The organism is Bradyrhizobium sp. FW305-F6 (assembly GCF_058782905.1).
This window is the reverse complement of record NZ_JBYSYD010000011.1, coordinates 17,129-31,851: the sequence shown is the minus strand read 5'-3', so window position 1 is coordinate 31,851 and position 14,723 is coordinate 17,129. Positions and strand designations below refer to the sequence as shown.

Sequence of the window (14,723 nt, the reverse complement as noted above, 5' to 3'; positions counted from 1 at the left end):
TGCTCTCAGGACCGGCGCCTGCATCATACGGAGGCTAGTCGTGCTTGGACAGCCACTCCTTCAGCATCCTTTGCTCCTTCTTCTGCTCATCCATTCCCTTCTCTGCCATTTTTCGAATCGTGGGATCTTTAGTCTCCCTTAGCACCGTCTCGGACATGTCGATCGCGCCCTGATGATGGGCAATCATCATCTTTGCCCACGCCTTCGTGGGATCCCGGTCCATCCCCTTCTGCATGTCAGCATTCATCTTTTCCATCGACTGCATGTAGGCCTTCATCGCGGCATCCTCTGCATTTGCCGCACCAGCGCTCAGAAAAGCGAGCGCCAGAACACCGGATGCGGCTCGCAGCAGTGCTTTGTTCGACATCTTCATCTCCTCGGTTTGCATCTTGTGTCCGCAAACGCGAGCCGAACGGGCTAGTTCCTGATGACACGAAAGATGGTGCCGCCGAAAATTCATTTCCTGGAGCCGCAGCGCCGCGCGCCGAATGCATAAGCATTCGACGTGCGCACGTTCGCTGTAGCTTCGATGCCCTGACTCGCTCTATCTCTCCTCTTCGCGTTAATAACCTGCTGGCCCTTATTTCCGCTTCTCCATCTTGGTGACGGTGTAGCCGGCTTCCGCGCTCTCGGCGTCGAACTTGACCTTGTCGCCCACCTTCACCTGTTTGAGCATCGCCGGATCCTTGACGCGGTAGACCATGGTCATCGGCTCCTCCATCCCGAGGCTCTTGGCCGGACCATGCTTGAGAGTGATCTTTCCGGCACCCTCATCGATCTTCTTGACCTCTCCGTCGATCGACGGAGACTGAGCGAGCGCTGCGCTTGCGGACAGCGCCGCCGCGATCGCGACCACAGTTGCCTTGCGAATAATTCGGTTCATCGTTTGCTCCTCTTCTGCTCAGAATCGACTTGTGCTTTCACGGTGACATGGCCGATCATTCCGTAGTCGCGGTGATCGGGGATCAGACACGAATATTCGAACTCGCCGGCCTTCGTGAATTTCCACACGATCTCTCCCGACTTCTTGGGCGCCAGCCGCACTCCGTTCGGGTCATCGTGCTCCACCTTGGGATTCGTCTTCATCAACTCGCCATGCTTTAGGTTCTCTTCCTTGGTGGACAGCAGGAATTCGTGATCCTCCGTCCCTACGTTGCGGACTATAAAGCGGGTCTGCTCGCCGCGTTTGACCTCGATGCGCGATGGCTTGAAATCCATCTCGCTCATCTCCACTTCGATGGTGCGCGAGGGCTTCGACGAATCGCCGGGCTCGCCCGCGGAATGCGTTTCGTGACTGTGCTGTTCGTGCGCCCGACGGCGCAGCGGCCGCCTGGCACATAGCCGCAACACAAGTCGTTGCGATCTTCTTCATGGGTTTCTCCAGATTGACGATTGGGCGTGCACTTCGCTCCGTCCTATATCTTCCCTCCGCTTGTGGATCGATTTGTGGTCTTTGCTCTTGGCCGGCTGCGACGGCGCCGGCGTCTCCTGACGCGCCGGGGCAGCGGTGGGCGCGGCGACTTCGTACGCCACGGCGCCGGCCGGGAGTTTGTACGGGCCGAGATCGGAGTAATCGTCGTGGGCCATTCCCTCTCGGATCTTCATCACGTGAACGTGCCTCCCATTTCGATCGGACCCAACTGGCCGGTGCCGTTCATAATCGGCAGCGTGTTGTCGAGGGCGGGCATCTCTATCGCGCCCATCGACATGCGCGTCGATCACTATCGCATCCGGCGCCGTGCATGAATGGGATGATTAGACATGGTGAGATTGCCGATACGCACGCGCACCCTGATGCCGAGGTGCACCGGCAGCTGATCGATGCTGAAAAAAGGCGGAGTTTCCATGTCCACACGTTGAAGTCGGTGATCTCGGTGACCTTCGGCAAATAGGTGCCGGGGGTCGAGGCGACGTTCGTGCTGTCCGCGATGCTGGCAACCGCGTCATGCAGGCATCTGGCGAGAACGTCGCGCATGCGGAGAGGAGAAGCGCAATCAGCGCCGGCTGGAAACCTCCCGTAGCCGCGTGCCTGCGGAATGTTGGATTTGTGCGCCATCAGCTCTTCCTACCGCTCGGTCTTCGAGGTCGGGGTGACGCGCTCGTTCTGATCCTTCCATCCCGAAGGGGCCACTGGGCGCATGCTGACGTAAGGCGCAATGCCGGACCGATAGCGAACGGCGGGTACCGGGACCGTCGGGTCCGCGGGGTCCGCGCCAATCAACGGAACCGCCGGAATGCATCCTCCTAGCAACGTCGCTGTTATTGCGATCGCCGCGAAGGCACGACAGCCAATTCCTTCCGCGACCGAATGAACGGCGACGGGATTCGCCCCAAACTGCGCAACCATATCCGTTTCCTGAACTGTCGATTGACCACAGGTACGCACGCCCGCACGGGCGGCCGACCGCGTCTACACGATCGCTTCAGGAACTGGGGGGACGGTAAGGCGTAGGAAGCGGATCGTCCGCCATCCGACGGTAGGCCTCGACCGCACAGCGCGAGGCCGGCGCGGAAGGCTTGGACAGGTCGAGGACGGCCGCTGGCAGAGCGCTTACGCAAACCATGCCGCAGCACGAACCGTCCGCAGACTTGTGGCGATGATCCGCAGGCGCGGAATCGTCGTCCGGAGCCGTCTGGATTTCCTGGTGTTCGGCTGAGCCGGATCCGACGTCCGCATGATGGTGGGAATGTCCATCGGCGTGCACGTGCGCCGTGCCGGTCTCATGGTGGACATGAACGATGCCCATTCCGTGCTCGTTCTCCACCAGGCAGGGGGCAGCGAGCGAGCCGTCCGCAATCGCAAAGGCGAGCGAGGGCGCCATGACGCACAGCAGATAGACCAGGGCGAGCAACCGCCCCGCCCTCATCCGCCCAGCTCTCGTCAAAAACACCAACATCGAACTCCAAACGTCCAGGCACCGAAGAAGCGAGACCTTAGTCGCAAACTCCCGCTGCGCCAACCTTCTTTCTCGCGGCGAGTTCCTCCCCTGTCCCCGGAACCGGTTGGCGCCGCTGGGCCAGCTATGTGATCGGCTGCTTTCCGATGAACCGCATGAAAGGACGTCGTCCTTCGGCGCCGAATAGGACGACCGTGTACGGCTGCTGCCGGGCGCCCTCCATCCCGGGCGAGCCGACCGGCATGCCCGGGACGGCGATCCCTCGCGCATTCGGTCGCGCGAGCAGCAATCGACGTATGGCGTCGGCCGGGACGTGTCCTTCGACGAGGAAGCCACCGATTTCGGCAGTGTGGCACGCCGCCAAATCGGGCGGTACTCCCAGACGTGTCCGCATCCTGTCCAGATCTGCCGTTTCCTCGATCCGCACCACGAAACCGGAATCTCGTAGATGCTGCACCCAACCTGAGCAGCATCCGCAGTTTGGATCCTTATGCACGGTGATCGTGGTCTCTTCGCCGAATGCGGCAGCTGCAGGCCAGCCCAGAGCTGCTGCAGCCATGAGCCGGACAAGCGACCGGCGCGTCATCGAATCGGCGTGCACCCTTGAGTTTTCGAGCTTACTTCGCATCTCCTCTCCTTATGGTGTTTCGAGGGCCCATCATCATGCCGCTCTGGATACTTCTCTTTCTTGGCCTTGTGAGGACGCGTCCGCGGGCGCTTCGCCTTCAGCGAGCCCGCGTCCCTTCAGCAAGCCGAAGATCGCCGGGATCACGATCAGCGTCAGTAGGGTGGACGAGATCATTCCGCCGATCATCGGCACGGCGATCCGCTGCATGATCTCCGATCCGGTGCCTGTGCTCCACATGATGGGCAGAAGTCCCGCCATGATGGCGACCACCGTCATCATCTTCGGACGCACACGCTCTACCGCGCCTTCCATGATGGCTGCGTGGAGATCGCGCCGGGTAAGGGCGCGCCCGGCGGCAGCGCAGCCGGCCTTCATCTCGGCCAAGGCGTGATCGAGGTAGATCAGCATCACGACGCCGGTCTCGGCCGCGACGCCGGCCAGCGCGATGAAGCCGACGGCGACGGCGACCGACAGGTTGAAGCCGAGCCACCACATCATCCAGATGCCGCCGACCAGCGCGAACGGCAGGGACAGCATGACGATCAGGGTCTCGGTCATGGCCCTGAAGTTCAGGTACAGCAGCAGGAAGATGATCGTCAGGGTGACCGGTATGACGATCTTGAGGCGGGCGGCAGCCCGCTGCAGGTATTCGTACTGGCCGCTCCAGACTACGTAGTAGCCGGCCGGGAATTGAATGCCGTCGCTGACGGCGCGCTGTGCGTCAGCGACATAGCCGCCGATATCGCGGTCGCGAATGTCGACGTAGATGTAGGTCGCGAGCTGCCCGTTCTCGGTCCGTATCGAGGTCGGGCCTCGGGCCGGTTCTACCTTGGCGACCTCGCCCAGGGGCACGGCGCCGCCCGCCGGCATCGGCACCAGGATATCGCTGGCGATGGCCTTCGGATTGTCGCGGAGATCGCGCGGGTAGCGCATGTTCACCATGAAGCGCTGGCGACCCTCCACGGTCGTGGTCACCGTCTGCCCGCCGAGGGCGGCCGCGATGGTGTCCTGAACGTCCTGGATCAGGATCCCGTAGCGGGCGAGCGCTTCGCGATCCGGAGCGATCTCGAGATAGTAGCCGCCGATCCCTCTCTCGGCGTAGGCCGATGAGGTGCCGGGAACGGCCTTGACCACCCTCTCGACCTGCTTGGCGAGCCGGTCGATCTCCACCAGGTCCGTACCCATCACCTTGATCCCGATCGGCGTACGGATGCCCGTCGACAGCATGTCGATGCGGGCTTTGATCGGCATGGTCCAGGCATTCGAGACCCCCGGAAACTGCAGCGCCTTGTCCATCTCCGCAATCAGGGCGTCGACGGTGAGGCCCGGGCGCCACTGCTCCTTCGGCTTCAGGTTGACCACGGTCTCGAACATCTCGGTCGGGGCTGGATCTGTCGCGGTCGCCGCCCGCCCCGCCTTGCCGTAGACCGAGGCGACCTCGGGGAACGACTTGATAATGCGATCCTGCATCTGCATCAGTTCGGCCGCCTTCGTCACGGAGATGCCCGGCAGCGTGGTGGGCATGTAGAGCAGCGTCCCCTCGTTGAGCGAAGGCATGAACTCGGTTCCAAGCTGGCGGGCCGGCCAGATCGAGACGGCCAGCACGGCCAAGGAGGCCAGGATCACCAGCGTCTTCGCCCGCAGCACGCCCTTGATGACCGGCCGGTAGATCCAGATCAGGAAGCGGTTGATGGGGTTGCGGTGCTCCGGAACGATCTTGCCGCGGACGAAGATCACCATCAGCGCCGGCACCAGCGTGACGGACAAGAGGGCGGCGGCCGCCATCGCAAAGGTCTTCGTGAACGCCAGCGGACTGAACAGCCGTCCCTCCTGCGATTCCAGCGTGAAGATCGGCATGAACGAGACGGTGATGATCAGCAGGCTGAAGAACAGTGCCGGGCCAACCTCGGAGGCGGCGTCGATCAGGACCTGGACGCGCGGCTGATCGGGCTTGGCGCGTTCAAGATGCTTGTGGGCATTCTCGATCATGACGATCGCGGCATCGACCATAGCGCCGATCGCGATCGCGATGCCGCCGAGGCTCATGATGTTCGAGCCGAGGCCGAGCAGCTTCATGGCGCCGAAAGCCATCAGCACGCCGACCGGCAGCATCAGTATCGCGACGAGCGCGCTGCGGACGTGCAGCAGGAACACGATGCAGACCAGCCCGACGACGATGCTCTCCTCGAATAGAGTGTGCTTGAGCGTGTCGATGGCCGCGTAGATCAGGTTGGACCGGTCGTAGACCGGCACGATCTCGATCGACTTCGGCAGACTGCTTGCGATCTCTTTGAACCGCTTCTTGACGTTCTCGATCACGTCGAGGGCGTTGACGCCGAAGCGCTGCAGCACGATGCCGCTCGCGACCTCGCCCTCCCCGTTGAGTTCGGCGATGCCCCGCCGCTCGTCAGGTCCCAACTCGACATGGGCGACGTCGCGCAGCAGCACCGGCGTGCCGTTGCTGGTCTTCAGCACGATGTTGCCCAGATCGTTGATGCTCTTGATGTAGCCCTTGCCGCGGATGACGTATTCGAACTCCGCCAGCTCGACGGTACGGCCGCCGACATCGGCGTTGCTGGCGCGGATGGCCTCCCGGATCTTCTGCATGCTGATGCCGCGGTCGCGCATCCGCTGCGGATCGAGCACCACGTTGTACTGCTTGACGAAGCCGCCGATACCGGCGACCTCGGCGACGCCTTCCGCCTTGGCCAGCGCGAACTTCAGATTCCAGTCCTGGATCGTGCGCGTGTCCGCCAAGTTCAATTCCTTGGACACGACGGCGTACTGATAGACCCAGCCGACGCCGGTGGCGTCGGGCCCGATGGTCGGCGTGACGCCGGTCGGAAGTCTCGAAGCAGCCCCGTTCAAGAACTCCATGACGCGCGAGCGCGCCCAATAGATGTCGGTGCCGTCCTCGAAGATCACGTAGACGAACGACACGCCGAAGAAGGAGAAGCCGCGCACCACCTTGGACTTCGGGACGGTCAGCATGGCCGTCGTCAGCGGATAGGTGACCTGGTCCTCGATGACCTGCGGCGCCTGGCCCGGGTACTCGGTGTAGACGATGACCTGGGTGTCCGAGAGGTCCGGGATCGCATCCAGCGGAAGATGGACCAGTGCGTAGAGGCCGGCCGCGGCCGCAAAGCCGGTGCCGAACAGCACCAGCAGCAGGTTGCGCGCCGACCAGGCGATGATGCGGGCGATCATTTCTGCTCTCCATGGACGTGGCCGCTCGAAGCGTCGGCCGGCGCGCTTGCCTCGGCGAAGCCCTTGAGGGCGGCTTTGAGGTTGCTCTCCGCGTCGATCAGGAAGTTCGCCGATGTGACGACCGCTTCCCCGTCCTTGAGGCCGACTCGGATCTCGATGTAGCCACCGCCCCGGCGGCCGAGCTTCACTTCGCGGGGCTCGAACCTGCCCTCGCCCTTGTCGACGAGCACGGCCTGGCGGGCGCCGGTGTCGAGCACCGAGCTATCCGGCACGGCCAGAACCGACGATGAATCCGCGGTGTCGATGTCGGCATCGACGTACATGTCCGGCAGCAGCGCAAGGTCCGGATTGGCGAGCTCGATCCGAACGCGCGCGGTGCGCGTGTCCTTGTTCACTTGGGGATAGACGACCGCGATCTTTCCCGAGAAGGTCCGGCCGGCAAAGCTGCGGGCGCGGATCGACACCGGCTGGCCGACCGAGATGTTGCCGAGGTCGCGCTCGGCCACGTCGACCAGCGCCCACACCATCGAGATATCGGCGATCCGGAACAGCACGTCGCCGGGGTTCGCGCGCATGCCCTCGATCGCGTTGCGCTCCAGCACGATGCCGTCGCGCGGCGCCGCCCACTGGACTGTTACGGGCGCGATGTGGGACTTCTCCATCTCGGTGATGACCTGTTCGGGGACGTCGAGATTGATCAGTCGCTGCCGGGAGCCGCGGCCGTAGGCCTCGATGCCGCCCGTGGTCTTGGACGTGATAGTCGAGAGATATTCGGCGGCGGCGGACGCGACGGCCGAACTGTAAATCTGCATCAAGGCCTGGCCGGCCTTCACCCGCGTGCCGGTGGTCACGTCGGCGACTTTCTGCACGAAGCTTTCGGCCCGCATCGCGATAACCGACACGCGGCGTTCGTCCAACTGGATCGTGCCCGGTGCCCTGACCGAGACGCGGATCGCGCGGCGCTCCGCCGGCTCCGACTTCACGCCCGTCCGCTGAATCTTGCCGGGCGAGAGCTTGACCGTGCCGTCGTCGGCGTCGTCGCCTTCGTAGACGGGAACATAATCCATCCCCATCGGATCCTTCTTCGGCACCGGCGAGGTGTCGGGCAGGCCCATGGGATTGCGGTAGTAGAGGATCTTGCGCGACGAATCCGCCTGCTGCTTCGGCTTTGCCGGCTCGGAGAAGCCCTTGTCGTCGTCGTACACGGGCAGATAATCCCGCCCGCGTTCGTCCTTCTTCGGCACGGCCGACCAGAAGGGCGCCCCATCCGGATCCCGGTAGTAGAGCGGAGTTCGCTCGGCACCGGCCCGGGTGGCCGCCTCGGCATGGACGGACCAGTGCTCGCCGTTCGCGTACCAGTAGGTTCCTAGGGCCAAACCGCCCGTCATTGCGAGTGCCGTCAGGAGACGCTGCGTGTTCATGGTGTGCTACCCGCGCGCTCGGAGCGCGCATCCATGGGAATGGGAACAGGAGTTCGGGCGTCGCCGCGCGACGCCCGAAGGCTCACTTGGTCGCCTTGACGATCACCTTGCCGGTGACGGTTTCGGCCTCGCCCTGCACCTTCGCGGACAGCGTAACCTGATAGCGGCCGGCCATCGGCAGGTCCGTCTTGAAGGCGTAGACGCCAGGCTCTTTTGACGGCAGCGGCGAGACCGCCGATTCCATCTCGGCCATCCCGTCGGGCGCCATGTCGACGTGGGTCTTGAAGATAACCGCGTCAGACACAGGCTTGCCGGTCTGCTTGTTGGTCAGGCGAACGGAGAGCGTGACGTCGTCGCCCTTCTTCATCTCCGGATTGACAGGCTCGAAGGCGTAGTCGCCGGCGCCCGCCATGGCAGCAGAAGCGGCAAGCAAAAGGGTGGCGGCGACTGCCGCGGTCGTGAATTTGGAAAACATCGTCTTGTCCTCATGAAGTTGATCTTCCGCCGTGGCGCTTGTGGCGCGCGCACGTCATCGTTTGCGCGCGCGAGCGTGCGGGCGCCAGGCATTGCGGGATCAGCTTCGAGGAGGTCGGAAGGGAGGACTGCCGCTGCGGTAGGAGAGGACCTGGTCCGCGGGAATGGCGATCTCGTCGGCAGTAATGGCGAGAAGACCGAGTACGACGGGGCGAACGTCATCGAGCGCAAATGTTCCGCCGACGCAGCAGAATCCCGCCCCGCACTTGTAGCCGGCCGTGTCGGATGCCTTTCCCTGCATGTCCTCCGGACAGCAGTCCATCGACATGTCGCCCTGACCCACCATTTGCATTGCAGCCTGCATGTCGTCCGATGACATCGCGCGGCCGGCTGAGGCGCCGACCGGCAGCATCGCCAGGGAGATGGCGATCGCGAATGCCAAGATGGTACGGACGAACCGCATGTAATCTACTTACCTCTCAGGCCGCGTCGCGGCTTCCATAACATATACCGACGGCGGATGCAGTCTTTGATCCTGCTCAAGCATTTGTGACCGCCGGACGATTATCTGTCCACCCGACCGACGACGTCCATAAGTTCTGCGATCTTGCGGCGCTGGTCGGCCTTATCGCCGCTCCGGATAGCGTGTTCCACGCAGTGGGCCACGTGATCCTTAAGAATTTCTTCTTCCACCCGCCTGAGCGCGGAACGGACCGCCGAGATCTGCGTGACGATGTCGATGCAGTACCGGTCCTCGTCGACCATCTTCGCGAGGCCGCGAACCTGGCCTTCGATGCGGTTCAGACGTTTCTGGCAGGACGCCTTGATGTCGCTTCTCATGGCCCGTATATACCCCCTGAGGGTACTTTCCGCAAGAGATGGAGTCGCAGATGGCCGTGCATGACAACCCCAAATCCGGAGCGGCTCACGGGGCCTGCTGCGGGCACTCCCATCCGGCGGCTCATGACCATTCGGGACATGCTCATCATCACAATCATGCTGCGGGCTTGGCGGTGGACCCGGTCTGCGGGATGAAGGTCGATCCCTCGACCGCTCGCCACAAGATCGACCATGGCGGAGAGACGTTCTATTTCTGCTCGGAGCGCTGCCGCACCAAGTTCGAAGCCGACCCGGCGAAATACGTGCACGGCAAGGCGCAGCAGGTGTCGCCAGCCAAAGTTCGGGAAGGCACGATCTACACCTGCCCGATGCATCCGCAGATCCGCCAGGTCGGACCGGGCAATTGCCCCATCTGCGGCATGGCCCTCGAACCCGAGGTCGCGACGGCGGACAGCGGCCCGAACCCCGAGCTGATCGACATGACCCGCCGTTTCTGGGTGGGTCTCGCACTCTCCGTTCCGGTCGTGGTTCTCGAAATGGGCGGGCACCTCATAGGTGGCCATGGGTGGATCGATCAGACGCTATCCAACTGGATCCAGTTGGTTCTCGCAACACCTGTCGTCCTCTGGGCCGGTTGGCCCTTCTTCGTTCGCGGATGGCAGTCGGTCGTCACTCGCAATCTGAACATGTTCACTCTGATCGCGATGGGCACCGGCGTCGCGTGGGTCTACAGCATCGTCGCCACCATGGCGCCGGGCGTCTTCCCGACCACCTTTAGAGGCCATGACGGCGCCGTCGCCGTCTACTTTGAAGCGGCTGCTGTGATCACCGTCCTGGTTTTGCTTGGCCAGGTACTCGAGCTCCGGGCCCGCGAGGCGACCTCGGGCGCGATCAAAGCCCTCCTCGACCTCGCCCCGAAAACGGCGCGGCGCATTCGGGCCGACGGCATCGACGAGGAGGTCGAGATTTTGGGGCTGCAGGTCGGCGATCGGCTCCGCGTCCGGCCGGGCGAGAAGGTGCCTGTCGACGGCGAGATCGTCGAAGGGCGTTCTTCTCTCGACGAATCCATGGTGACCGGCGAATCGATGCCCGTCAGCAAGGACGTCGGGGGCAAGGTGATCGCCGGGACGCTCAATCGCTCCGGCGGCTTCGTCATGCGAGCCGAGAAGGTCGGCAGCGACACCATGCTGTCCCAGATCGTGCAGATGGTCGCGCAGGCGCAGCGCTCCCGCGCGCCGATCCAGCGTCTGGCCGATCAGGTCGCAGGCTGGTTCGTCCCGGCGGTCATCGTCGTTGCTCTCGTCGCGTTCGGCGCGTGGGCCTGCTACGGACCCGAGCCGCGGATGGCCTTCGGATTGGTCGCCGCGGTCAGCGTGCTGATCATCGCCTGTCCGTGCGCCCTCGGGCTCGCCACCCCCATGTCGATTATGGTCGGAGTCGGCCGGGGTGCGCAGGCCGGCGTGCTGATCAAGAACGCCGAGGCGCTGGAACGCATGGAAAAGATCGACACGCTGGTGGTGGACAAGACGGGCACCCTCACCGAAGGCAAGCCGAAGGTCGTCTCCATCGTCCCTGCGCCGGGTTACGACGAAAACGAACTTCTGCGTCTCGCCGCCACCGTCGAACGGGCCAGCGAGCATCCCCTCGCCGACGCAATCGTCCGCTCCGCCAACGACCGCAGCTTGGTCCTGGGCGAGGTCGAGGAATTCGATTCTCCGACCGGCAAGGGGGCCGTAGGCAAGGTCGACGGCAAATCCATCGTGCTGGGTAACGCCAACTTCCTTGCATCCGTGGGCGTAGGGACACAATCGCTGGAAGCGGAGGGCGAACGCATGCGAGGTGACGGCGCCACCGTGATCAACATGGCGATCGACGGGAAACTGGCCGGTCTCTTTGCAATCGCAGACCCCATCAAGGCGTCGACCCCGGCGGCGCTGAGAGAACTGAAGGCGGAGGGCGTCAAGGTCATCATGCTGACCGGCGACAACCGCACCACCGCGAAGGCCGTCGCGCGCCAGCTCGGGATCGGGGACGTCGAGGCCGAAGTGCTTCCGGACCAGAAGAGCGCTGTCGTCGCCAGATTGCAGAAGGCTGGCGCGATCGTCGCCATGGCCGGCGACGGCGTCAACGACGCCCCGGCCCTCGCCGCCGCCGAGGTCGGCATAGCGATGGGCACCGGGACCGATGTCGCGATGGAAAGCGCTGGCGTGACCCTGCTGAAAGGAGACCTGGGCGGCATCGTCCGTGCCCGCAAGCTGTCGGAGGCCACCATGAGCAATATCCGACAGAATCTGTTCTTCGCGTTCATCTACAACGCCGCCGGTGTCCCGATCGCGGCGGGAATTCTGTATCCGACGTTCGGAATCCTGCTCTCGCCCATCATCGCCGCCGCCGCAATGGCACTATCGTCCGTCAGTGTCGTGGGCAATGCCCTGCGCCTGCGCGTGACGAGCCTCTAGCGTTTAGCCGATGAGAACGCAAAAAGCCTGCAGACGGAATCTGCAGGCTTGTCGCGATCGGAAGCGGGGCTGGCGACTTCCTCTCGCTTGTCGATGTAGTTTAGAGGAACATTAAGGTGGATTTTTTGACTTGGATCAAATCTGAAAGTCTTATCTGGGGAATGCGCTCGCGAGTCCCCTATCAGCAGCAAGGCCGGAGTCGTATCCGATGACCCTCTTCGTCCCGTCGAACGAGCGAGATTTAAGGCTCGATCTCTTCCGCGGAGTGGCGAACTGGGCCATTTTCTTCGGCCACATTCCCGGCACGGCGCTCGCGTGGTTGACCTCGCGCAACTACGGCTTCAGCGACGGGGCTGACCTGTTCGTCTTTATTTCCGGCTACACCGCCACCCTGGTGTTCGGCAGGATGATGGTGCAACGCGGCTTCCTGATCGGCGCGACCCGACTGCTTCGGCGCGTTTGGCAGCTTTACGTCGCGCATGTGCTTCTGTTCATATTTTATCTCACGTCGGTCCACTACCTGGCGCACCGGTTCGACATTCCGCATCTGATGGACCAATTCAACGTCGCGCACTTGATGGAATTCCCGGTGGAGACACTAACGCAGGGGCTCCTTCTGAAGTTCAAGCCGCTCAATCTCGACGTACTTCCTCTGTACATCGTCCTGATGGGCGCCTTTCCCCCGGTCCTGTGGCTCATGCTACGCCACAGAAATTGGGCGCTGGCCGGATCGTTGCTGCTCTATTTCGCCGCCAGATTTCTACATTGGAATCTGCCTTCCTATCCCTCCGGCGACTGGTTCTTCAACCCATTCACGTGGCAGCTGCTGTTCGTGCTGGGAGCATGGCTTGCGGCCGGGGGGGCTCGGACGGTCCGCCCAATCGTGACCGCTCTGACCCCTTTGGTTCTCAGCGTTGCTTTCCTGTTGTTCGCCCTGGTGGCGACGCTTGCGACGCTCATTCCCGAAATCGACTCTCCGATAGTGAGCCAGCTTACGCAGGCCTTTCGCCCCAACGACAAGACCAACCTCGCTCCCTATCGCATCCTGCACCTTCTGGCCCTGGCTCTTCTCGCCGTGAGATCCATCCCGTTCGACTGGTCCGGTCTCGGCTGGCCGATCTTCCGTCCGCTGATCAAGTGCGGCCAACAATCGCTCGAGGTTTTTTGCGTCGGGGTTTTTCTTTCCTTCGTTGCGCACTTCGTGTTGGACGCCACGTCGAACGCTTTTTACGTCCAGGTCCTAGTAGGAGCGGCCGGCCTGTCCATCATGACCGGCGTTGCATACTATCGCTCCTGGTCGAAGAAGATCGACAAGTACGCGTTCACGGCGCCGCAGACGCAAGTGCCCCCGGCGGCTGCAGCACCCTCTCCGGTCACCATGGCGGCGGAATCCATGAAAAAGACCAAGGAGTCGAAATGCTGACTTCCGAGCTCGTTCTCAGCACGGATGCCAGAGCCATCGTGCTGCATACACTCCATTGGATCGCCGCGATCGTGGAAGTCCTCGGCGTCGGGGTCATCGTAGTCGCCGTGATCGCAGCGAGCGCATGGTCCATCCCGCAGATGTTTCGCGGTGAATGGGGCGGTGCTTTCCGGTCCTATCGAGCAAACCTGGGGCGCGGGATCCTGCTCGGCCTCGAATTTTTGATCGCAGCAGACATCATCGGCATGGTGGCCATCGTGCCGACCCTCGAGCGGCTTGCGGTTCTTGGCTTGATCATCGTGATACGCACGTTCTTGAGCTTCTCGCTCCAGATCGAAATCGACGGCCGGTTGCCTTGGCGTCGCGAGCGCGCCGATGCGGCTGACTCGGAAGATGGTGAACTTTGAAGGCAATCTCCTCCGGTGAGGTTTTTTGACTCAGGTCAAGTATGCCCCCGATTCGCCGTATCAGGTTTTCCACGCCAGCGCCGGCTCAAGAGCGTTTCATCGCTTAATTGAATCGGAGGGGATTCCGGTTTTTGGCGGATTGTGATTCAAGATGCTGACTGGATTGGAGGCCAGCATCGCATGACCCAAGCTCTTTCCCTGGATCTTCGCGAGCGTGTGGTGGCGCCGTATTGGCCGGCGAGAGCTGCCGGTCTGTGGCGGAGCGTTTTGGCGTTGCAGCCTCGTCGGTTGTGAAGTGGTCACAGCGGCGGCGGGCGACCGGCTCGGTTGCGCCCGGCAAGATGCAAACTTCGCGAACGAGGGCGCCCCGTGGCCTTCTTCTTGCGAGGGACGACATGAAGCCGATGCAGCCGGATCCGATGGGAAGTCAGGCGGCGCGAGCATGCCCGGCGCCCAGCCTCAGCGGGATGGTAAGATTCGCATGATGATGGACGACCGTATGAAGCCGCCCGCAAAGATGCAGGAGAACTGCCAAGCTCCATGTGGCAGTCTCAGAATGGCATGATGACGATGATGGGGAAGATGATGCGGAGCGATATGGGCCCGACGCCGGGGACGGCCGAACTCCTCCAGCTCAATGTACGTCACCGAGCGCATCGAGGGACGGATCGCCTTCCCGAAAGCGGAGGTCCAGATCAGCGATAGCAACTCGCCGCATGGAATGCTTTGGCCGACTCTCTGCGGCCGGGACGGCAGCATCTGGTCGATGCTTGCAACCTCCTCGTCATGGAGGACAAGGCAAATTCGGCGGACCGGCCCGAGCATTATGAGCCCCACCTGGCCGAATGCCTCGAGTGGCAGTGAAGTCGGCCCGAACGGCATTTACCAATCTTTATCCCACGCTGAACGAAACTCAAAAACAGACTGCTGATGCGATCCTGCTGCCACTGGCCGCCAGGTCCTGATA

The 14,723-nt window shown here is 62.9% G+C and carries 13 protein-coding genes and 2 pseudogenes; 4 read left to right on the top strand and 11 right to left on the bottom strand.

What is annotated here, in order from left to right:
• Nucleotides 1-34 precede the first annotated feature (34 nt).
• The 11 genes and pseudogenes from AC3WLX_RS34740 to AC3WLX_RS34690 all read right to left on the bottom strand — a co-directional run bounded on the left by AC3WLX_RS34740 (nt 35) and on the right by AC3WLX_RS34690 (nt 9,467).
• Nucleotides 35-460, bottom strand: a complete 426-nt coding sequence (locus AC3WLX_RS34740; RefSeq protein WP_492339225.1) for a DUF305 domain-containing protein — start codon at nt 458-460, stop codon at nt 35-37.
• Between the two features lie 120 nt (nt 461-580).
• The gene (locus AC3WLX_RS34735) at nt 581-883 is read right to left on the bottom strand and encodes a copper-binding protein (RefSeq protein ID WP_492339224.1); all 303 of its coding nucleotides are present in this window, start codon (nt 881-883) and stop codon (nt 581-583) included.
• Nucleotides 880-1,323: a cupredoxin domain-containing protein gene (locus AC3WLX_RS34730; protein ID WP_492339248.1), complete on the bottom strand. Its 444-nt coding sequence runs from the start codon at nt 1,321-1,323 to the stop codon at nt 880-882. Before AC3WLX_RS34730 ends, AC3WLX_RS34735 begins: the two co-directional genes overlap by 4 nt.
• 45 nt (nt 1,324-1,368) lie before the next feature.
• Nucleotides 1,369-1,900: pseudogene (locus AC3WLX_RS34725) on the bottom strand (multicopper oxidase domain-containing protein); the annotation flags it as partial.
• Between the two features lie 523 nt (nt 1,901-2,423).
• Nucleotides 2,424-2,852: a hypothetical protein gene (locus AC3WLX_RS34720; protein ID WP_492339223.1), complete on the bottom strand. Its 429-nt coding sequence runs from the start codon at nt 2,850-2,852 to the stop codon at nt 2,424-2,426.
• A 169-nt stretch (nt 2,853-3,021) separates the two neighbouring features.
• Nucleotides 3,022-3,525 (bottom strand): DUF411 domain-containing protein, encoded by a 504-nt coding sequence (locus AC3WLX_RS34715; protein ID WP_492339222.1) that lies wholly within the window; start codon nt 3,523-3,525, stop codon nt 3,022-3,024.
• Between the two features lie 33 nt (nt 3,526-3,558).
• The gene (locus AC3WLX_RS34710) at nt 3,559-6,732 is read right to left on the bottom strand and encodes an efflux RND transporter permease subunit (RefSeq protein ID WP_492339221.1); all 3,174 of its coding nucleotides are present in this window, start codon (nt 6,730-6,732) and stop codon (nt 3,559-3,561) included.
• Nucleotides 6,729-8,153 (bottom strand): efflux RND transporter periplasmic adaptor subunit, encoded by a 1,425-nt coding sequence (locus AC3WLX_RS34705; protein ID WP_492339220.1) that lies wholly within the window; start codon nt 8,151-8,153, stop codon nt 6,729-6,731. Before AC3WLX_RS34705 ends, AC3WLX_RS34710 begins: the two co-directional genes overlap by 4 nt.
• Nucleotides 8,154-8,235: 82 nt before the next feature.
• A complete protein-coding gene (locus AC3WLX_RS34700) occupies nt 8,236-8,628 on the bottom strand; it encodes a FixH family protein (RefSeq protein WP_492339219.1) in 393 nt (130 codons plus the stop codon).
• Between the two features lie 99 nt (nt 8,629-8,727).
• On the bottom strand, nt 8,728-9,090 hold the full coding sequence (locus AC3WLX_RS34695) for a hypothetical protein (protein ID WP_492339218.1): 363 nt from the start codon (nt 9,088-9,090) through the stop codon (nt 8,728-8,730).
• A gap of 101 nt (nt 9,091-9,191) precedes the next feature.
• Nucleotides 9,192-9,467, bottom strand: a complete 276-nt coding sequence (locus AC3WLX_RS34690) for a metal-sensitive transcriptional regulator (protein ID WP_492339217.1) — start codon at nt 9,465-9,467, stop codon at nt 9,192-9,194.
• A gap of 50 nt (nt 9,468-9,517) precedes the next feature.
• Between AC3WLX_RS34690 and AC3WLX_RS34685 the strand changes: the two genes are divergently transcribed.
• From AC3WLX_RS34685 to AC3WLX_RS34670, 4 genes and pseudogenes are all read left to right on the top strand, one after another.
• Entirely contained in the window at nt 9,518-11,926 is a 2,409-nt protein-coding gene (locus tag AC3WLX_RS34685; RefSeq protein WP_492339216.1) for a heavy metal translocating P-type ATPase, read from the top strand.
• A gap of 208 nt (nt 11,927-12,134) precedes the next feature.
• Entirely contained in the window at nt 12,135-13,349 is a 1,215-nt protein-coding gene (locus AC3WLX_RS34680) for an OpgC domain-containing protein (protein WP_492339215.1), read from the top strand.
• Nucleotides 13,343-13,756 carry a DUF1622 domain-containing protein gene (locus AC3WLX_RS34675; protein WP_492339214.1) on the top strand — a complete coding sequence of 138 codons (414 nt, stop codon included), beginning with the start codon at nt 13,343-13,345 and terminating at the stop codon, nt 13,754-13,756. Before AC3WLX_RS34680 ends, AC3WLX_RS34675 begins: the two co-directional genes overlap by 7 nt.
• A gap of 180 nt (nt 13,757-13,936) precedes the next feature.
• Nucleotides 13,937-14,118: pseudogene (locus AC3WLX_RS34670) on the top strand (helix-turn-helix domain-containing protein); the annotation flags it as partial.
• Nucleotides 14,119-14,723 lie beyond the last annotated feature (605 nt).

Coding starts and splice junctions, on each gene's coding strand:
- AC3WLX_RS34740 (WP_492339225.1), bottom strand. CDS start 460: ATGAATTTTCGGCGGCACCATCTTTCGTGTCATCAGGAACTAGCCCGT.
- AC3WLX_RS34735 (WP_492339224.1), bottom strand. CDS start 883: ATGAACCGAATTATTCGCAAGGCAACTGTGGTCGCGATCGCGGCGGCG.
- AC3WLX_RS34715 (WP_492339222.1), bottom strand. CDS start 3,525: ATGCGAAGTAAGCTCGAAAACTCAAGGGTGCACGCCGATTCGATGACG.
- AC3WLX_RS34710 (WP_492339221.1), bottom strand. CDS start 6,732: ATGATCGCCCGCATCATCGCCTGGTCGGCGCGCAACCTGCTGCTGGTG.
- AC3WLX_RS34705 (WP_492339220.1), bottom strand. CDS start 8,153: ATGAACACGCAGCGTCTCCTGACGGCACTCGCAATGACGGGCGGTTTG.
- AC3WLX_RS34700 (WP_492339219.1), bottom strand. CDS start 8,628: ATGTTTTCCAAATTCACGACCGCGGCAGTCGCCGCCACCCTTTTGCTT.
- AC3WLX_RS34695 (WP_492339218.1), bottom strand. CDS start 9,090: ATGCGGTTCGTCCGTACCATCTTGGCATTCGCGATCGCCATCTCCCTG.
- AC3WLX_RS34690 (WP_492339217.1), bottom strand. CDS start 9,467: ATGAGAAGCGACATCAAGGCGTCCTGCCAGAAACGTCTGAACCGCATC.
- AC3WLX_RS34685 (WP_492339216.1), top strand. CDS start 9,518: ATGGCCGTGCATGACAACCCCAAATCCGGAGCGGCTCACGGGGCCTGC.
- AC3WLX_RS34680 (WP_492339215.1), top strand. CDS start 12,135: ATGACCCTCTTCGTCCCGTCGAACGAGCGAGATTTAAGGCTCGATCTC.
- AC3WLX_RS34675 (WP_492339214.1), top strand. CDS start 13,343: ATGCTGACTTCCGAGCTCGTTCTCAGCACGGATGCCAGAGCCATCGTG.